General features: G+C 64.4%; 12 protein-coding genes, 4 tRNA genes and 1 pseudogene. 11 read left to right on the top strand and 6 right to left on the bottom strand.

Annotated features, from left to right (window positions below):
- Positions 1-104 precede the first annotated feature (104 nt).
- From OCX61_RS20960 to OCX61_RS20950, 3 genes are all read left to right on the top strand, one after another.
- Entirely contained in the window at positions 105-836 is a 732-nt protein-coding gene (locus OCX61_RS20960; RefSeq protein WP_261941201.1) for a GntR family transcriptional regulator, read from the top strand.
- Between the two features lie 139 nt (positions 837-975).
- Positions 976-2,250 (top strand): MFS transporter, encoded by a 1,275-nt coding sequence (locus OCX61_RS20955; protein ID WP_261941200.1) that lies wholly within the window; start codon positions 976-978, stop codon positions 2,248-2,250.
- 21 nt (positions 2,251-2,271) lie between these two features.
- Positions 2,272-3,105, top strand: coding sequence for an amidohydrolase family protein (locus OCX61_RS20950; RefSeq protein WP_261941199.1), 834 nt, complete (start codon positions 2,272-2,274; stop codon positions 3,103-3,105).
- 235 nt (positions 3,106-3,340) lie between these two features.
- Here OCX61_RS20950 and OCX61_RS27430 read toward each other — a convergent pair whose 3' ends face one another.
- Together OCX61_RS27430 and OCX61_RS27425 are read right to left on the bottom strand one after the other, a co-directional pair.
- On the bottom strand, positions 3,341-4,045 hold the full coding sequence (locus OCX61_RS27430; RefSeq protein WP_410011123.1) for a methyl-accepting chemotaxis protein: 705 nt from the start codon (positions 4,043-4,045) through the stop codon (positions 3,341-3,343).
- Positions 4,046-4,243: 198 nt separating this feature from the next.
- Positions 4,244-5,260: pseudogene (locus tag OCX61_RS27425) on the bottom strand (methyl-accepting chemotaxis protein); the annotation flags it as partial.
- A gap of 266 nt (positions 5,261-5,526) precedes the next feature.
- On the opposite strand from OCX61_RS27425, the gene OCX61_RS20940 reads away from it, so the two are divergent.
- Complete coding sequence (locus tag OCX61_RS20940; RefSeq protein ID WP_261941197.1) at positions 5,527-7,404, top strand: 1-acyl-sn-glycerol-3-phosphate acyltransferase; 1,878 nt, start codon at positions 5,527-5,529, stop codon at positions 7,402-7,404.
- A 9-nt stretch (positions 7,405-7,413) separates the two neighbouring features.
- Here the strand turns inward: OCX61_RS20940 and sugE are convergent, their stop codons facing one another.
- The 3 genes from sugE to rdgC all read right to left on the bottom strand — a co-directional run bounded on the left by sugE (position 7,414) and on the right by rdgC (position 9,974).
- Complete coding sequence (gene sugE / locus OCX61_RS20935) at positions 7,414-7,731, bottom strand: quaternary ammonium compound efflux SMR transporter SugE (protein WP_085675375.1); 318 nt, start codon at positions 7,729-7,731, stop codon at positions 7,414-7,416.
- 169 nt (positions 7,732-7,900) lie between these two features.
- Complete coding sequence (locus tag OCX61_RS20930) at positions 7,901-8,866, bottom strand: bile acid:sodium symporter family protein (RefSeq protein WP_261941196.1); 966 nt, start codon at positions 8,864-8,866, stop codon at positions 7,901-7,903.
- A 187-nt stretch (positions 8,867-9,053) separates the two neighbouring features.
- Entirely contained in the window at positions 9,054-9,974 is a 921-nt protein-coding gene (gene rdgC, locus OCX61_RS20925; RefSeq protein WP_261941195.1) for a recombination-associated protein RdgC, read from the bottom strand.
- A 216-nt stretch (positions 9,975-10,190) separates the two neighbouring features.
- Here rdgC and OCX61_RS20920 point away from each other — a divergent pair.
- The 4 genes from OCX61_RS20920 to OCX61_RS20905 all read left to right on the top strand — a co-directional run bounded on the left by OCX61_RS20920 (position 10,191) and on the right by OCX61_RS20905 (position 10,692).
- A tRNA-Val gene (locus OCX61_RS20920) sits at positions 10,191-10,266 on the top strand.
- A gap of 13 nt (positions 10,267-10,279) precedes the next feature.
- A tRNA-Asp gene (locus OCX61_RS20915) sits at positions 10,280-10,356 on the top strand.
- Positions 10,357-10,526: 170 nt separating this feature from the next.
- Positions 10,527-10,602, top strand: a tRNA-Val gene (locus tag OCX61_RS20910).
- 13 nt (positions 10,603-10,615) lie between these two features.
- Positions 10,616-10,692, top strand: a tRNA-Asp gene (locus OCX61_RS20905).
- A gap of 79 nt (positions 10,693-10,771) precedes the next feature.
- Here OCX61_RS20905 and map read toward each other — a convergent pair.
- Entirely contained in the window at positions 10,772-11,548 is a 777-nt protein-coding gene (gene map, locus OCX61_RS20900) for a type I methionyl aminopeptidase (protein ID WP_261941194.1), read from the bottom strand.
- 337 nt (positions 11,549-11,885) lie between these two features.
- On the opposite strand from map, the gene OCX61_RS20895 reads away from it, so the two are divergent.
- The 3 genes from OCX61_RS20895 (at position 11,886) to nirD (ending at position 19,110) form a co-directional block, all read left to right on the top strand.
- Positions 11,886-15,896 carry a bifunctional nitrate reductase/sulfite reductase flavoprotein subunit alpha gene (locus tag OCX61_RS20895; RefSeq protein ID WP_261941193.1) on the top strand — a complete coding sequence of 1,337 codons (4,011 nt, stop codon included), beginning with the start codon at positions 11,886-11,888 and terminating at the stop codon, positions 15,894-15,896.
- Between the two features lie 302 nt (positions 15,897-16,198).
- Positions 16,199-18,748 carry a nitrite reductase large subunit NirB gene (nirB, locus tag OCX61_RS20890; protein WP_261941192.1) on the top strand — a complete coding sequence of 850 codons (2,550 nt, stop codon included), beginning with the start codon at positions 16,199-16,201 and terminating at the stop codon, positions 18,746-18,748.
- A complete protein-coding gene (nirD, locus tag OCX61_RS20885) occupies positions 18,748-19,110 on the top strand; it encodes a nitrite reductase small subunit NirD (RefSeq protein WP_261941191.1) in 363 nt (120 codons plus the stop codon). The genes nirB and nirD overlap by 1 nt, the downstream gene beginning before the upstream one ends.
- The last annotated feature ends 67 nt before the right edge of the window (positions 19,111-19,177 follow it).

Below are 19,177 nucleotides of genomic sequence, written 5' to 3'. Positions count from 1 at the left end.
AGGCCGGCGGCGGCGACCAGCGGAGGATTGACAGCCCGTCAGTCACCGGGAATACTCTGGAAAAATTCATATATATGTTTACATAACAAGACGAGAGCCGACCCATGCACCCACTGTCCGGTGATGCTCGACTGCCACGCTATCAACAGCTGCGCGATCACCTGATCGAGCAGATCGCCAACAACCGCTGGCGCCCGGGCGAGGCCATTCCGACCGAAGCGGCCCTGGCCACCGAGTTCGATATGTCCGTCGGCACCGTGCGCAAGGCTGTCGATGTACTGGTCGCCGAGGGTGTGCTGGAGCGCCAGCAGGGCCGTGGCACCTTCATCCGCCGCCCGCAGTTCCAGTCTTCGCTGTTCCGCTTCTTCCGCTTCGAGACCGCCACCGGCGAGCGGGTGGTGCCGGAAAGCCGCATCCTCTCCATCGAGCCGGTACCGGCACCCTCGGCCGTTGCCCAGGCCCTGGGCCTGGCCGCCGAGGCCGAGGTCATTCGCATTGTCCGTACCCGTCTGCTCGGCGCCCAACCGGTGCTCGCCGAAGAGATCTGGCTGCCGCGCCAGACCTTCCAGCCGCTGCTCGACGTCGAGCTGCAAAGCAAAGGCCCGTTGCTGTACCCGATCTACGAGGAACTGTGCGGCCAGGTGGTCGCCTACGCCGAAGAGACCCTGACCGCCGAAGCGGTCGACGCGGCCCATGGCCGCTTGTTGCAACTGCCGGTCGACAGCCCGGTGGTGGTGATCGAGCGCCTGGCCCGCGATTACGCCGGCAAACCTCTGGAATGGCGCCGCTCGCGCGGCCACGCGCAGCACTTCCGCTACCGCGTCGACATTCGCTGAGCCGTTAACCCGGCCGCTTCGCCTTTTACCCGTCTGCGCCGTTCTGCCACGGCGCAGTGGCTTCGCCTGCCCGGTCGCCAGCGTGCCAAGCGCTTCGGCGCGCCCGGCCGGAACACACACGACTAGAAGGATAACAATCATGTTCAGCTGGTACCGCCAGATCACTTCACGGGAACGCAAGACGTTCTGGGCCTGTTTCGGTGGCTGGTCGCTCGATGCGCTGGAAGTGCAGATGTTCGGCCTGGCCATTCCCGCGCTGATCGCCGCGTTCTCCCTGACCAAGGGCGATGCCGGCCTGATCAGTGGCCTGACCCTGGTTACCTCGGCAATCGGTGGCTGGCTCGGCGGTACCCTGTCGGACCGTTATGGCCGCGTGCGGACCCTGCAGTGGATGATCCTCTGGTTCTCCTTCTTCACCTTCCTCTCGGCGTTTGTCACCGGCTTCTACCCACTGCTGTTCGTCAAGGCCATGCAGGGCTTCGGCATCGGTGGCGAGTGGGCGGCCGGCGCGGTGCTGATGGCCGAGACCATCAACCCGAAATACCGCGGCAAGGTCATGGGCACCGTGCAGAGTGCCTGGGCCGTGGGCTGGGGCCTGGCGGTGGGGCTGTTCACCCTGATCTACTCGCTGGTACCGGCCGAGTACGCCTGGCGGGTGATGTTCTTCGTCGGCCTGCTGCCATCGCTGCTGATCATCTGGGTGCGCCGCAACGTGCCGGAGCCGGACAGCTTCCAGCGCCTGCAGAAAGACAAGGCCATCCCCGGCAGCTTCTTCAAGTCCATGGCCGGCATCTTCCGCCCCGAACTGCTGCGCGTGACCCTGCTCGGCGGCCTGCTGGGCCTGGGTGCCCATGGGGGTTACCACGCGGTGATGACCTGGCTGCCGACATTCCTCAAGACCGAACGCAACCTTTCGGTACTCAACTCTGGTGGCTACCTGGCGGTGATCATTTTCGCCTTCTGGTGTGGTTGCGTGGTCAGTGGCCTGCTGATCGACCGCATCGGCCGGCGCAAGAACATCCTGCTGTTCGCCCTGTGCTGCGTGCTGACCGTGCAGGCCTATGTGTTCTTCCCGCTGAGCAACACGCAGATGCTGTTCCTCGGCTTCCCGCTGGGCTTCTTCGCCGCTGGCATCCCGGCGAGCCTGGGGGCGTTCTTCAACGAGCTGTACCCGGCTGACGTGCGCGGTGCCGGGGTCGGCTTCTGCTACAACTTCGGCCGCGTGCTGTCGGCGGTGTTCCCGTTCCTGGTGGGCCACATGAGCGAATCCATGTCGCTGGGTAGTGCGATCGGTATCGATGCCGGCATCGCCTATGGCGTGGCCATGCTCGCCGCGCTGTGCCTGCCGGAAACCCGTGGCCGCACCCTCGAGGCCACACCCGCGCCGGCAATGGCTGGCGCTGTCGCCAAGTAACCTGACTGTCCTGTGAAAACCATGCCCGACGTTCCTGCTTCACACCTGACCGCCATCGACAGCCATGCCCACGTGTTCAGCCGTGGGCTGAACCTGGCCAGCGAGCGGCGTTACGCGCCCAGCTACGATGCGCCGCTGGGCGATTACCTGGGCCAGTTGCTGGCTCATGGTTTCAGCCATGGCGTGCTGGTGCAGCCCAGCTTCCTGGGCACCGACAACCGCTACCTGCTCAGTGCCCTGCAGACCGTGCCGGAGCAACTGCGCGGGGTGGTGATGCTTGACCGGGACGTCGAGCGTGAAACGCTGCAGCAGATGGATCGGCTTGGGGTCAGGGGGGTACGCCTGAACCTCATGGGCCAGCGCCTGCCAGACCTGACCGGTGGCGAATGGCGGCCGTTGCTGGAGCGCATCGGCGAGCAGGGCTGGCACCTGGAACTGCACCGTCATGTGGCGGACATTCCGGCACTGGTGCGGGCACTCGAACCTTATGGCCTGGATATCGTGGTCGACCACTTTGGCCGGCCCGATGCCCGGCTGGGCCTGGGGCAGCCGGGCTTTGCCGAGCTGTTGACGCTGGGCGGCAAGGGCAAGGTGTGGGTCAAGGTATCGGGCATCTACCGGCTGGAAGGCTCGCCGGAGCAGAATCTGGCGTTTGCGCGTCAGGCCCTGGGGGCCCTTGAAGCGCACTATGGTGCCGAACGGTTGATGTGGGGCAGCGACTGGCCGCATACCCAGCATGAGTCATCCGTGAGCTTTACCACGGTGGTCGAGCAGTTCGAGGCCCTGGGGTGTTCGGCGGAACTGCGCCGGGCGCTGCTGGTGGATACTGCGCGGGCGCTGTTCGGCTTCGAGTGATGTGGCGCCTGTGCCGGCCTCTTCGCGGGCGCGCCCGCTCCCACAGGATCACCAAAGGCTTGAAGACTGCGCGGTACCTGTAGGAGCGGGTGCGCCAACTCCCATAGGATCACCACAGTCTTGAAGACTGCGCAGTACCTGTGGGAGCGGGCATGCCCGCGAAGAGGCCGGCAAAGGCGAAGTGACTTTGAAAGATGCCCCACGGCCTTCACAGGCAGCGGGGCTTTATTATTGATCAGAACCGGAACCGGCTGATCATCTGCTGCAACTGCCCACCCAGTCGCGCCAACTCCACGCTGGATGCCGAAGTCTGCTGGCTGGCCTCGGCGGTCTGTTCGGAAATATCCCGTACCGTCACCACGCTGCGGCTGATTTCTTCAGCCACCGCACTCTGCTGCTCCGAAGCCGCGGCAATCTGCTGGTTCATCAGCTGGATCCCCGACACACGCTGGGTAATCCCCTCCAGCGCCACCCCGGCCTCACGCACCAGCGCCACGCTGCTTTCGGTCAGGCTCTGGCTCTGCTCCATCAGCTCGCTCACCGACCGGGTGCCTTCCTCAAGGCTGCTGATTGCCGACTCGATCTCCAGTGTGGATGCCTGGGTACGCTGTGCCAGGCTGCGCACTTCATCGGCCACCACGGCAAAGCCCCGGCCAGCTTCACCGGCCCGTGCCGCTTCGATGGCGGCATTGAGCGCCAGCAGGTTGGTCTGCTCGGCCACGGCCTTGATCACGTCCATGACCTTGCCGATCCGCTGGCTTTCGCTGCGCAGGGCATCCATGGCTTCGCCAGTGGCATCCACCTGGCTGGCCAGGCGGCTGATCTGGACCACGGCGCGGTTGACCACGCTGTCGCCTTCACGGGCTTCCTCATCGGTGGCGCTGGCGGCCTCGGAGGCTTCGCCGGCATTGCGCGCCACCTCGTGCACGGTGGCGGCCATTTCCTGCATGGCCGTGGCCACCTGGTCGGTTTCCACCTTCTGGTTGTTCGCGCCGGCGCTGGTCTGCTCGGTGATCGCCGAGAGTTCCTCGGTGGCGCTGGCTATCTGCGAAATGCCATCGCGCACCTGGGCGATCAGCTCACGCAGGTTGCGGGTCATGCCCTGCAGGGCGTTCTGCAACTGGCCGACTTCGTCACGCCGGCGGCTGGCCGGTTGTTCGCTGAGGTCACCGGCGGCCACCTGCTCCATGGCGCTCAGTGCCTGGCGCAGCGGCTGGCTGATCTGCCGGGCAATCACCATGGCCGCCAGGGCACCGATCAGCAAGGCGAGCAGGGTGGTGGCAATTTGCAGGGTTCTGGCGAAATGGCTGTCTTTGGCGACCAGCATGGCCTGGTCATCGAGCAGTTGGCCAATGACGCCGTTGAGGGTTTCGATGTCCTTGGCCATGGCCGCGCGGTAGCCGACCAGGTTGCTGACCTCGCCACGGAACGCTTCGACAGCCGCGGCATAAGCCTGCACTTGCTGCTGCAGTTGCTGAAACTTCTGTGGGAAGTTGCCATTGAAGCGAGCGATTAGCCCTGGCAGATCGTTCACCGTGGTGGCGATCTGGGAGTTCATCAGCTTTTCGGTCTCGGCGTTGGTGTTACCCGTGTAGCCGCGAACGTGGTAGCGCAGCAGAATCAGGTTTTCGCGGATCTGGTTGATCGCCTCGCTACGCACAAATCGCTGCTCGGCGTCGGGCAAGGCACGTACCTGGTTGCGAATCTGCTCGATGCTGGCGAACGACTGGGTGGCCAGCACGCCCATTTCCTTCTGCGCTGCGCGCATCTTTTCATAGGCACGGAAACTGGCGGCCTGGTTGGCGCTGTAGCCCTGCAGTGCCTGGTCGGCGGTATCGATCAGCGCCTGGCTCTGCGCCCTGATCATCACTTCGCGCAGCTTGGCCAACGTGGGCTTGAACGCCTCCAGCGCGGCCTGCAACTGTTTGCTTTCGGCGGGCGCACCATTGGCCATGGCGTGACGCAGGCGCGCTTCGCGCAAGTCGCCCAAGGCGTCGTTGAGGCGCGAAACATCGCTCACCACCTCGCTGCGCCGCACCAGGCTGCCCAGGCCATCCCAGCTGATCAACGATTGTGCCAGTGTCAGGCACAGCACCAGGCCGAAACCGAGGAAGAGTTTGTGGGCGATCCTGAGGTCGCCGAACCAGGTAAACATTACTGCCGAGCTCCTTTTCTTATGCGTTGGAGGAGACCTGAGGTCTGTTCCTTCTGTCAGATATAGTCATCTATATGAATTATCGGCGCGTGTAACAAAATCTGAACAGTGCTTTTGATGAAATTGGTGTCACGGTGATATCAAACTGTGCGCTGGTTCCCGAGTCGTCCGGTGTCGCTTGCCAGTGCAAGGCTTTCCCATGAAGATTTGTGGCTTGCAGCGCTCTGCGTGCCTCCAATGACAAAAGACACTCAGGAACAAGGACGATGAGTCACCCCTCGCAATTCACCTTGCTCGGCAAGCGGCGTTTCCTGCCGTTCTTCGTCACCCAGTTACTGGGTGCCTTCAACGACAACCTGTTCAAGCAATCGCTGATCCTGGCGATCCTGTTCAAGCTCAGCCTGGGCGACGGTGACCGTTCGATCTGGGTCAACCTCTGCGCGCTGCTGTTCATCCTGCCGTTCTTCCTGTTCTCGGCACTGGGCGGGCAGTTCGGCGAGAAGTTCGCCAAGGACGCGCTGATCCGCGCGATCAAGCTGGCCGAAATCGCCATCATGGCGGTCGGCGCCATTGGCTTCGTTACCAACCACCTCACACTGATGCTGCTGGCCTTGTTCGGCATGGGCACCCACTCGGCGCTGTTCGGCCCGGTGAAGTACTCGATCCTGCCCCAGGCCTTGCGCGAAGAAGAGCTGGTGGGGGGTAACGGCCTGGTCGAGATGGGCACCTTCCTCGCCATCCTGGTCGGCACCATCGGTGCCGGGGTGATGATGGCCACCGACAGCTATGCCACGGTGGTGGCCGGTGGCGTGGTCGGTACCGCCGTGCTGGGCTATCTGGCCAGCCGCTGGATCCCGCGGGCTGCGGCCGCGTCGCCGCAGATGGCTCTGGACTGGAACATCTTCAAGCAGTCGTGGGTGATCCTGCGCATGGGCCTGGGGCAGACCCCGGCAGTGTCGCGTTCGATCGTCGGCAACTCGTGGTTCTGGTTCGTCGGCGCCATCTACCTGACGCAGATTCCGACTTACGCCCAAGAATGGCTGCACGGTGACGAGACCGCAGTGACCCTGGTGCTGACCCTGTTCTCGGTGGGCATCGCCCTCGGTTCGCTGCTGTGCGAACGCCTCAGTGGGCGCAAGGTGGAAATCGGCCTGGTGCCGTTTGGCTCGTTCGGCCTGACCGTGTTCGGCCTGCTCTGGTGGTGGCATTCCGGCGATGTGCCGGCTGGCGCTGTAGCGCACGATTGGCTGGCGCTGCTGGGCATGCACCAGGCCTGGTGGATCCTGCTGTCGATCGTCGGACTGGGTGTGTTCGGCGGTTTCTACATCGTGCCGCTGTATGCCCTGATCCAGGCGCGCACCGCCGAGGATCAGCGGGCCCGGGTGATCGCTTCCAACAATATCCTCAATGCCTTGTTCATGGTGGTCTCGGCGATCTTCACCATTGTCCTGCTGAGTGTGTTCAAGCTGAGCATCCCGCAGCTGTTCCTGGTGGTGTCGCTGCTGAACGTGCTGGTCAACGCCTACATCTTCAGGATCGTGCCCGAGTTCACCATGCGCTTCCTGATCTGGCTGCTCAGCCACTCGATGTACCGCGTGCAACACCGCGACCTTGAGCGCATCCCCGATGAAGGCGCGGCGCTGCTGGTGTGCAACCACGTGTCGTTCGTCGACGCGCTGCTGCTGGGCGGGGCGATCCGCCGGCCGATTCGCTTTGTCATGTACTACAAGATCTACAACTTGCCAGTGCTCAACTTCGTGTTCCGCACGGCGGGCGCCATTCCGATTGCCGGGCGCAGCGAAGACCAGGCCACCTACGAGCGCGCCTTCGCCCGTATCGCCGAGTACCTGGCGGACGGTGAGCTGGTGTGCATCTTCCCGGAGGGCAAGCTGACCGGCGACGGTGAAATCGATGTGTTCAAGGGGGGCGTCAGCCGCATCCTCGAAGAAACCCCGGTGCCGGTGATTCCCCTGGCGCTGCAGGGCTTGTGGGGGAGCTTCTTCAGCCGCGACCCGGCCAAGGGCTTTTTCAAGCGCCTGTGGTCGCGGGTGACCATCGTGGCAGGCGCCGCCATCCCGGTGGAGGCGGCGCAGCCAGACGCCTTGCGTGAGCAGGTCAGCCGCTTGCGCGGCGGCCTGCGCTAAGGGAGGGGATCAGCTGGCGCTGACTTTCAGGCCGACCAGGCCGGTAACGATCAGCGCCACGCTGACCAGCCGCACCAGGGCCATCGACTCGCCGAACAGGATGATCCCGGCGATCACCGTGCCGACGGCGCCGACGCCGGTCCAGATGGCATAGGCAGTGCCCAGCGGCAGTTCCTTCATGGCCAGGCCCAGCAGGCCCAGGCTGATGGCCATGGCGGCGACGGTGAGCGCGGTCGGGAGGGGTTTGCTGAAGCCGTCGGTGTACTTCAAGCCGACGGCCCAGCCGACCTCGAACAGGCCGGCGAAGAACAGGATGATCCAGGACATGATGCGTCTCCATCGTTGCGAAAGATGGGGCCGTCCCCGGGATGGTCACGCGGTGCGTCGTGAGGTCGTCCTCACTGTAGGCACTATGGTGCACACCAGCAGCTTTGCGGGCAAGCCTGTACCAGCCCTTTCGCGGGCTTGGCCCGCGAAAGGGCTGGTACAGGCGACATCATTGTCGGGCCGGCTCACCACCTTGTGCTTCTACCGACGGATCCTCCATCCGGCGGAACCAGGTCGATAGCAGCGCCCCGGAAATGTTGTGCCAGACACTGAACAGCGCGCTCGGCACCGCCGCCAGCGGCGAGAAGTGCGCTGCCGCCAGCGCCGCCCCCAGCCCCGAGTTCTGCATGCCCACCTCCAGCGCCAGCGACTTGCGCTGGGCCAGCGGCAGCTTGCAGAGCCGGCCGGTCAGGTAGCCCAGCAGATAGCCGAAGGTGTTGTGCAGCACCACCACCGCCATGATCAGCAGGCCCGATTCGGCGATCTTGGCCTGGCTGGCCGCCACCACCGCGCAGACGATCATCACGATGCTTACCACCGACACCAGCGGCAGCACCTGCACCGCCGTCTGCACCCGTGCACCCAGCAAGCGTTGCGCCAGCACGCCGAGCACGATCGGCAGCATCACCAGCTGCAGGATCGACCAGAACATGTCCATGAAGGACACCGGCAGCCAGGCGGAGGCGAGGAACCAGATCAGCGCCGGGGTCAGCAGCGGGGCGAGCAAGGTTGTGACCGAAGCGATCGCCACAGCCAGCGCCAGGTCGCCCTTGGACAGCCAGACCATCACGTTCGACGCCGTGCCACTCGGGCAGCAACCGACCAGGATCACGCCCACGGCGATTTCCGCTGGCAGGTGGAACAGCTGGCACAGCAGCCAGGCCATGCCCGGCATGATCACGAAGTGCGCGACCACGCCGAGGGCTACACGCCAAGGCTGGCGGGCGAGGGCGGCGAAGTCGTCGAGCTTGAGGGTCAGGCCCATGCCGAACATCACCAGGCCCAGCAGCGGCACGATGGCGACCTTGAGGGCGATGAACCACTGGGGCATCAGGAAGGCCAGCACGGCGAACACCAGCACCCACAGGGCGAAGGTGTTGCCGACGAAGCGGCTGAGGGCGGCGAGGGCACGCATGGGGCAATTCCTTTTCTAGTTATAGCTATCTGAATTTCACTGGCCCCTTCGCGGGACAAGCCCGCTCCCACAGGTACTCCACAGTTTTCAGATTCTGTGGAGTACCTGTGGGAGCGGGCTTGTCCCGCGAAAGGGCCGGCACTGGCTAACACTGAACATCAGGCCAGCACCGGTCTTTCAAACCACATCAGACCCCTTGCGGAATCTCTTCGCCACCGAGCACTTCGAACAGCGCCGGCAGGAATTCGGCAAAGGTCATCATCATCAGCTGGAAGCTGGCATCGAACTGTTGCGCGGCTTCATCGCCACCGTCCTGTTCGGCCTGCTCCTGCAGCAGCTCTTCGAACTTCAGGCGCTTGATCACCATCTTGTCGTCGAGCACGAACGACAACTTGTCCTGCCAGGCCAGGGCCAGCTGGGTGACCACCTTGCCAGTGCTCAGGTGCAGCTGGATTTCCTCGCTGGTCAGGTCCTGGCGCTTGCAGCGCACGATGCCGCCGTCTTCGGCGGTGTCACGCAGCTCGCACTCGTCCAGCACATAGAAGCCTTCGGCAGCCTGTTGCGACTTGACCCAGTCCGTCATGGTCGCGGCTGGTGCGATCTTCACCGTGGCCGGGCGTACCGGCAGCGAACCCATCACCTCGCGCAGGGTCGACAGCAGGTCTTCGGCACGCTTGGCGCTGGCCGAGTTGACCAGGATCATGCCCAGGCGCGGGGCGATGGCGGCGAAGATCATCGAGCGGCGGATGAATGCGCGTGGCAGGAAGGCCTGGATGATCTCGTCCTTGATCTGGTCGCGCTCTTTTTTGTAGACCTTGCGCATTTGCTCGGTCTCGATCTCTTCGACCTTTTCCTTCACCGCATCGTTGACCACGCTGCTGGGCAGGATGCGCTCTTCCTTGCGCGCGGCAATCAGCAGGAACTCGCCGCTGACGTGCACCAGAGGAGCGTCTTCGCCCTTGCCGAACGGCGCGATGAAACCGTAGGTGGTCAGCTCCTGGCTGGCGCAGGGGCGGGCCGGCTTGGAGGCCAGCGCAGCTTCCAGCGCTTCAGGCTCGAACGGTACTTCCTGGGTCAGGCGGTAGGACAGCAGGTTCTTGAACCACATGAGGGGGAATCTCTCCTTAATGCATAAGGCGGGCATTATTCTCCGAGCAGTGGTCCCAGGCCAACCCTGTCAGAGGGCCACCAGGGCCATATAAGGCAAGAAAACCCCCGGCTGCGCTAGGTCGTTGAAAGGCCTGGGTTTTTTTTTGAAAAAAGTTGAAAAAGTGCTTGCCAGGGTAACGGACCCTCCGTAGAATGCGCGCCACACCGAGACGAAGGGTGATTAGCTCAGCCGGGAGAGCATCTGCCTTACAAGCAGAGGGTCGGCGGTTCGATCCCGTCATCACCCACCACTCGATGTATAGCGCAGCGGTAGTTCAGTCGGTTAGAATACCGGCCTGTCACGCCGGGGGTCGCGGGTTCGAGTCCCGTCCGCTGCGCCATATTCCACTTCCAGGGCCCACTGAACACCCGGAAGTAACAAAGAAAGCGACCTTAGGGTCGCTTTTTTTGTGCCCGAAATTCGCGATTGATAATTTTAGCGAAAAAGTTGCATCAATGGCTTGCCAGGCTGCTGGAACGTCCGTAGAATGCGCGCCTCACCGAGACGAATGGGTGATTAGCTCAGCCGGGAGAGCATCTGCCTTACAAGCAGAGGGTCGGCGGTTCGATCCCGTCATCACCCACCACTCGTTGAATAGCGCAGCGGTAGTTCAGTCGGTTAGAATACCGGCCTGTCACGCCGGGGGTCGCGGGTTCGAGTCCCGTCCGCTGCGCCATATTCCGCTTCCAGGGCCCACTGAACACCCGGAAGCCACAAAGAAAGCGACCTTAGGGTCGCTTTTTTTGTTTCTGGTCTTACCGGTTGCGCTCTTCTTCGCGCAATGTCAGCACCTCGACCCCATCCTCGGTCACTGCCACGGTATGCTCCCATTGCGCCGACAGGCAGTGGTCCCGGGTAATCACCGTCCAGCCATCCTTCAATGTCCGCGTCCCGCGCCCACCCTGGTTGATCATCGGTTCGATGGTGAACACCATCCCCGGCTGCAACTTCATGCCCATGCCGCGCATACCGAAATGCAGTATTTCGGGCCGTTCGTGCATCTGCTGGCCGATGCCATGGCCGCAGTACTCGCGTACCACGCTATAGCCCGCCGCTTCGGCATGGGCCTGGATGGCGTGGCCGATATCGCCCAGCGTCGCCCCCGGGCGTACCTGCGCGATGCCTTTCCACAGCGCGGCGTAGGTGGTATCGACCAAACGCTGCGCGTCCTCGCTGATCGGCCCGATGCTGTACATCTTCGACGAGTCGGCAATGTAGCCGCCCTGTTCCAGGGTGATGTCGACGTTGATGATCGAGCCTTCTTTCAATACTTCATCGACCTTGGGGATGCCGTGGCAGACCACATGGTCAACCGAGGTATTGAGCGAGTAGGGGAAACCGTACTGGCCCTTGCTGGCCGGGCGGGCCTTGAGGGTGTCGACGATGAACGCCTCGGCGCGGTCGTTGATCTGCATCGTGGTCACGCCGGGGCGGATGAAGCGGTCGAGGTCGGCGAACACCTGGGCCAACAGCTGGCCGGCGTTACGCATCAGTGCGATTTGAGCGGGGGTCTTGAGGATCACCTTGGCCATGAAATGCGGGCTGTAGCTCTTGCTGGAAATTGCCCCAGCATAGCGCCATGGATAGCTTGCTTGCCACCGCGTGGTGCGCTGCCTGTGCCGGCCGCTTCGCGGGTAAACCCGCTCCCACAGGTACTGCGCAGTCTTCAAACCTGTAGCGGTCCTGTGGGAGCGGGTTTACCCGCGAAGAGGCCGGCACAGCTGGCCCACTAATTGCTGAATGACCACTATCCAGGGCTATCAACGTCGACAGCCCAATCCACTCACGACAAAGGCGCCGTGTTGCCCCGCTTGCTTTGCAAGCCCGGGCAGCCGGCGCCTTTTGCGTTCCTGAAAGAGGAGACCGCCCATGACCACCCGCGAAGTACGCAGCGTTTGCCCCTACTGTGGCGTCGGTTGCGGCATCGTCATGAGCGTCGCTGACGGCAAGGTCAGCAAGATCAGTGGCGACAAGCAGCACCCCAGCAACTTCGGCCGCTTGTGCACCAAAGGCCTCACCGCCCACCTGCCACTGACCGCGGCCGGGCGCATGGAAGACGCCTACGTGCGCCAACACCGCAGCCTGCCGCCAGCACGCAGCAGCATGGACCAGGCCATTGCCCAGGCCGGCGAGCGCTTGCGCGGCATCATCGACCAGCACGGCGCGGACGCGGTGGCGCTGTATGTGTCCGGGCAGATGTCGCTGGAGGCCCAGTACCTGGCCAACAAACTGGCCAAGGGCTTTATCCGCACCCGCCATATCGAGTCCAATTCGCGGCTGTGCATGGCCAGCGCCGGCAGCGGCTACAAACTGTCGCTCGGCGCCGATGGCCCGCCCGGCAGCTACCAGGATTTCGAGCGCGCCGATGTGTTCCTGGTCATTGGCGCGAACATGGCGGACTGCCACCCGATCCTGTTCTTGCGCTTGCTCGACCGGGTCAAGGCTGGCGCCCGGCTGATCGTTGTCGATCCGCGGCGCACCGCCACCGCCGACAAGGCCGATCTGTTCCTGCAGGTGCGCCCCGGCACTGACATGGCCTTGCTCAACGGCCTGCTGCACCTGCTGCACCACAACGGCCATACCGATCCTGACTTCATCGCCCGTCACACCGAAGGCTGGGACGAGCTGCCGGCTTTCCTCGACGATTACACGCCGGCGCGTGTGGCCGCCCTGACCGGCCTGAGCGAAGCCGACATCCGCCAGGCCGCCGAATGGATCGGCACTGCCGGGGAGTGGATGAGTTGCTGGACCATGGGCCTCAACCAGAGCGTCCACGGCACTTGGCACAGCAACGCCCTGTGCAACCTGCACCTGGCCACCGGCGCCATCTGCCGCCCGGGCAGCGGGCCGTTTTCGCTGACCGGCCAGCCCAATGCCATGGGCGGCCGCGAGATGGGCTACATGGGCCCGGGCCTGCCGGGCCAGCGTTCGGCGCTGGTGGCGGCTGACCGCGCCTTCGTCGAGGCACAATGGCAGCTGCAACCGGGCAGCCTGCGCAGCGAAGGCGGCGAGGGCACGATCGCGCTGTTCGAACAGATGAAAGTCGGCGAGGTGAAAGCTTGCTGGGTGATCTGCAGCAACCCGGTGGCCAGCGTCGCCAACCGCCAGCAGGTGATCGACGGCCTGCGCCAGGCCGAACTGGTGATCACCCAGGATGCCTTCCTCGACACCGAGACCAACCGCTACGCCGATATCCTCCTGCCCGCCGCGCTGTGGGCCGAAGGCGAGGGCGTGATGATCAACAGCGAGCGCAACCTGACGCTGATGCCGCGCGCGGTCCAGGCGCCCGGTCAAAGCCTGGCGGACTGGCAGATCATCGCCCGGGTCGCCTGTGCCATGGGCTACGCCGAGGCCTTCGACTACCCCGACGCCGAGGCGGTGTACGACGAGATCCGGCGCTTCTGGAACCCGGCCACCGGCTACGACCTGCGCGGCATCGGCTATCAACAGTTGCGCCACAGCCCACGGCAGTGGCCCTGCGCGCCGGGCCGCGAAGATGATCGCAGCCCGCTGCGTTACCTCAACGACGGCAGCAGCCAGCACCGGTTGCGCGATGCCGAGGGCCAGGCGCCTGCCCTGGCATTCCCGACCGCCAGCGGCAAGGCGCGTTTCTACGCCCGGCCCTGGCTGCCAGCGCCCGAGCTGCCGGACGCCGACTACCCGCTGGTGCTCAATACCGGCCGTGTACAGCACCAGTGGCACACCCTGACCAAGACCGCCAAGGTGCCGGCGCTGAACAAGCTGGAGCCTGGCCCCTTTGTCGAAATCCACCCCGAGGATGCCGCCCGTCTGGGCATCGCCGACAAGGACCAGGTCGCCATTCGCTCGCGGCGCGGCCAGGCCGTGTTGCCGGCACGCCTCAGCGACCGGGTCATGCCCGGCAACTGCTTTGCCCCGTTCCACTGGAACGACCTGATCGGCGAGCAACTGGCGATCAATGCCGTGACCTGCGATGAAGTCGACCCACTGTCGCTGCAGCCAGCGTTCAAACATTGCGCCGTGGCCCTGCAGCGGGTCTCTGGCGAGCGTATCGATGCCCTTGAGCTGAACACCACTATTCCGGAGCCTGCGCGCATGCCGACCGCGACCCTGTCCCGCCTGCTTGGCCTGGACACCCTGCCAGCCCCGGTGTTGGCCGATGACGAGCGTCATTATCTGCAGGGCTTTTTGCTCGGCCTCGACCAGGCGCGTGCCGAGGGCGTGCCCAGCTTGCCGGCCAGTGCGCCGTTGGCCGCACATCGGCGGTTGTTCGTCGATGGCTTGCTGGCCGGTTTGTTCGCGCAGCCTGCCGCCGCACCGGCCATCCCAGTGCCGCGCCACCAGGTGCTGTGGGCTTCGCAGACGGGCAATGGCGAAGCGCTTGCCGAGCGTTGTGCCGAACGCCTGCGCAGCGCCGGTCTTGAGGTGCAGCTCAGCTGCATGGACGCGGTCAGCCCCAGCCAGCTGCAAGGCGCCGCCAGTGTGGTACTGATCACCAGCACCTTCGGCGACGGTGACGCGCCTGACAGCGCCACGGCGTTCTGGCAGGCGCTGCAAGGCGAACAAGGCGCCTGCTGCGCGCAGCTGCCATACGCCGTACTGGCCCTGGGCGACTCCAGCTACGACCAGTTCTGCGGTTTTGGCCGCAAGCTCGACCAGCGCCTGGCCGAACTGGGCGGGCGCCGCTTGTTGCAGCGGGTCGATTGCGAAGCGGATTTCGATGAGGCCTTCGCTGGGTGGCTCGAAGCCCTGCTGCCGGAGCTCGCCAGTGCCGGCTCACCAGCACCGCTCAGCGAACCGGCGCCAGTCGCGAGCTACAGCAAGCAGCGACCGTGGTCGGCCCCGCTACTGGAAAATCACCTGCTCAACGGCCCGGGTGCCAGCAAGGAAACCCGCCAGCTGGTGTTCGACCTCTCCGGCAGCGGCTTCACCTACACCGCCGGTGATGCCTTGGGCGTATGGCCGCGCAACTGCCCGGCATTGGTCGAGGAACTGCTGGCGCTGATGCAGCTTGATGGCAAGCAAGTGGTGGAGTTGAAGGGGCAGCTGGCAATGCCGCTGGCCGAGGCCCTGGAAACGCACTTGGAGATCGCCAAGGTCACCCCGCAGCAACTGCAGGTGTTCAGCCGCCATGCTGGGGACCTGCAGCGCCTGCTGCTGCCTGAATGCAAGGCCGAACTGCAGGAGTGGCTTTGGGGGCGGCAGTTGGTCGATGTGCTGCGCGCTTTCCCTCAGCGCTTGCCGTTGGCTACCTGGCTGGACTTGCTCAAGCCGTTGCAGCCGCGCCTGTATTCGATCAGTTCCAGCCTGTTGGCGCATCCGGAGCAGGTGCACCTGACCGTTTCCACCGTGCGCTATGGCGAGCGCAAAGGGGTTTGTTCAACGTTCCTGGCTGACCGCGCGCAGGGGCTGAAGGTGGCGATATTCCCGCAGGCCTCGAAGCACTTTCGCCTGCCTGAAGATGACGACATGCCGGTGATCATGGTCGGTCCCGGCACGGGTATCGCGCCGTTCCGTGCCTTCCTCGAAGAGCGCGAGGTGCGCGGTGCCAAAGGTAAAAACTGGCTGTTCTTCGGCGAGCAGTATGCGGCCACGGATTTCTACTATCAGGAACAGCTTAAGGCCTGGCAGGCGAGCGGGCACCTGCGCCTGGACACGGCGTTTTCGCGGGACCAGGCCGAGAAGATCTATGTGCAGCAGCGCATGCTCGAGCAGGGCGCACAGCTGTGGCAGTGGCTGGAGGCGGGGGCGTATTTCTATGTCTGTGGCGATGCCCAGCGTATGGCCAGGGATGTGGATGCGGCGTTGCGTGAGGTCATTGCGGTGCATGGCGGCGTGGATGCCGATGCCTATGTCCAGGCGTTGAGCAAGGCCAGGCGGTATCGGCGTGATGTGTATTGATGTGCTCCAGGATGGTGAGCGCTGCACTTGTAAAGTGCATCGGCTCTACCGGCCTTTTCGCGGGCAAGCCCGCTCCCACAGGTTTGATGCATCGCAAATATAGCGCAGGCCCTGTGGGAGCGGGCTTGCCCGCGAAGAGGCCGTCACCGGAAGCAGGATTGGCACAGTCCCTGCTTTGTTCCCGTTACAACAAAGCCCTTTGATCAACGGCGATCAACTCGGGCCACCCACCGTGATGAATACAGGCAAAGGCGCCTGGAGCTTCGGCTCCAGGCGCTTTTTTTTTGATCGAGGATCGGCTTATGAAGGCAACAGCGAGCGGGCAACGAGAGCGACTGGTCATCGTCGGCAACGGCATGGTCGGCCACCATTGCGTCGAGCAACTGGTCGAACGCGGCGCCCTTGAGCGCTTCGAACTGCACGTGTTCGGCGAAGAACGCCAGCGTGCCTACGACCGCGTGCACCTGTCGGAGTACTTCGGCGGCAGCTGTGCCGAAACCTTGGCCCTGTGCGAGCAGGACTATTACGGCAACAGCGGTGTGCACCTGCACCTGGGCGAAGCGGTGCTGGACATCGACCGTGAGCGCTGTGAAGTGGTGACTGCCGAAGGCCGCTACGGCTACGACCAGTTGGTCCTGGCCACCGGTTCGTACCCGTTCGTGCCACCGATCGAAGGCTCCAGCGGCAATGCCCGCCTGGTCTACCGCACCCTCGATGACCTCGATGCCATTCGTGCTGCCGCCGGTCAAGCACGCCGTGGCGTGGTGGTCGGTGGCGGCCTGCTCGGTCTGGAAGCTGCCAACGCGCTGAAGTCCCTCGGCCTGGAGGCCCACGTGGTGGAGTTCGCCCCGCGGCTGATGCCGGTGCAGCTGGACGGCGAGGGTGGCGCCGCGCTCAAGGCGCAGATCGAAGCGCTGGGGGTGGGTGTGCACCTGTCGCGCGCCACCCTGTCGATCAGCGCAGGTGAAGCCTACCGCTACCGCATGAATTTCGACGGCGGCGAACACCTGGAAACCGACCTGATCGTGTTCTCCGCCGGTATCCGCCCGCAGGACACCCTGGGCCGTGCCTGCGGCCTGGAGATCGCCGCACGCGGTGGCGTGGTGATCGACAACCATTGCCGCAGCAGCGACCCGCGCATCTTCGCCATCGGTGAATGCGCCTCGTGGAACGGCAGCGTATTCGGCCTGGTCGCCCCAGGCTACAGCATGGCGCGCAACCTGGCGGCGCTGCTGATGGGCGAAGCCGCCAGCGAATTCACCGGGGCCGACATGTCGACCAAGCTCAAGCTGTTGGGCGTGGATGTCGGCTCCATCGGCGATGCACACGGCGCCACGCCGGGTTCGCGCAGCTACCGCTTCATCGACGAGGCCAACAGCGCCTACCGCCGGCTGGTGGTGGATGCCAGCGGCAAGCACGTGCTCGGTGCCGTGCTGGTGGGCGACAACAGTTACTACGACACGCTGCTGCAGTACGCCCAGAACGGTATTGCCCTGCCGGCCGACCCGGCCGCGCTGATTCTGCCGCAGGGCAGTGGCGCACCGGCCCTCGGTGCCGACGCGCTGCCCGACAGCGCGACCATCTGCTCGTGCCACAACGTCAGCAAGGGCGCGGTGTGCGCGGCCATTGACAGCGGCTGCGGCGACCTCGCTGCGGTCAAGGGCTGCACCAAGGCGGCCACCGGCTGCGGCGGTTGTGCGGCGTTGCTCAAGCAGGTCTTCGAACACGCGCTCACCGCCCGTGGCGTCACCGTCGACAAGAGCCTGTGCGAACACTTTGCCTATACCCGGCAGGAGCTCTACGGGCTGGTGCGGGTCGAGGGTATCCGCACCTTCAGCGAACTGCTCGAACGCCATGGCAAAGGCCATGTTGGCTGCGACATCTGCAAGCCGGCGGTAGGCTCGATCCTTGCCTCGTGCTGGAACCAGCCAATCATGGACCCGGCGCTGGTGCCGCTGCAGGACACCAACGACACCTTCATGGCCAACATGCAGAAGAACGGCACCTATTCGGTGGTGCCGCGCATCCCTGGCGGCGAGATCACCCCGGACAAGCTGATCGTGATCGGCCAGGTGGCGAAAAAGTACGACCTCTACACCAAGATCACCGGCGGCCAGCGCATCGACCTGTTCGGCGCTCAGTTGCACGAGCTGCCGCTGATCTGGGGCGAGCTGATCGAAGCCGGCTTCGAAACCGGCCACGCCTATGGCAAGTCGACCCGCACGGTGAAGTCGTGCGTGGGCAGCACCTGGTGCCGGTATGGTGTACAGGACAGTGTCGCCATGGCGCTGCGTCTCGAGGACCGCTACAAGGGCCTGCGCAGCCCGCACAAGCTCAAGTTCGCCGTTTCCGGCTGCACTCGCGAATGTGCCGAGGCGCAAAGCAAGGACATCGGCGTGATTGCCACCGACAAGGGCTGGAACCTGTACATCTGTGGCAACGGCGGCATGCGCCCGCGCCACGCCGAGCTGTTCGCCACCGACCTGGATGACGAAACCCTGGTACGCCTGATCGACCGCGTGTTGATGTTCTACATCCGCACGGCCGACAAGCTGCAGCGCACCTCGGTCTGGCGCGAAAGCCTGGAAGGCGGCCTGGATTACCTCAAGCAGGTGATCCTCGACGACAGCCTGGGCCTGGCGGCCGAGCTGGAAGCGCAGATGCAGCATGTGGTCGACCAATATGAATGCGAATGGGCCAACGCCCTCAACGACCCCGAGAAGCTCAAGCGCTTCCGTACCTTCGTCAACGACCGGCGCGCCGACCCGGACGTGCACTTCGTGCGCGAACGCGAACAGCGCCGGCCGGCGGCACCGCTGCACCTGATCCCGACCGTCGAGGAGGCTGTCTGATGAACCTGTCCAATGCTGCTGTGAAAACCCAAGAGAACTGGCAGGCAGTGTGCCAGGCCGATGACCTGGTGGCCGATTCTGGCGTGGTGGTATGGCTTGACGGTGCCCAGGTGGCGTTGTTCTACCTGCCCGAGCTGGAGCAGAGCCTGTATGCGGTGGACAACCGCGACCCGCGGTCGGGGGCCAACATCATTGGCCGTGGCCTGGTGGGCAGCTTGCAGGGGGAGCTGGTGGTGGCGGCGCCGTTGTACAAGCAGCACTTCAGCCTGGAAAGCGGGGCGTGTCTGGAAGATGCCGGGCAGCGGTTGCGGGTGTGGCCGGTGCGGTTGAATGGAGGTGCTGTGGAGTTGGCGGTGGCCTGATATTCATCTACTGCTTGTCCCGGCCTCTTCGCGGGCAAGCCCGCTCCCACAGGGATCGCACGATCCC

The sequence above is a fragment of the Pseudomonas sp. LRP2-20 genome (genome assembly GCF_024349685.1).
Taxonomy (GTDB): domain Bacteria; phylum Pseudomonadota; class Gammaproteobacteria; order Pseudomonadales; family Pseudomonadaceae; genus Aquipseudomonas.
The sequence above is the reverse complement of the archived record's forward strand: the minus strand, read 5'-3'. Positions and strand labels throughout refer to the sequence as shown.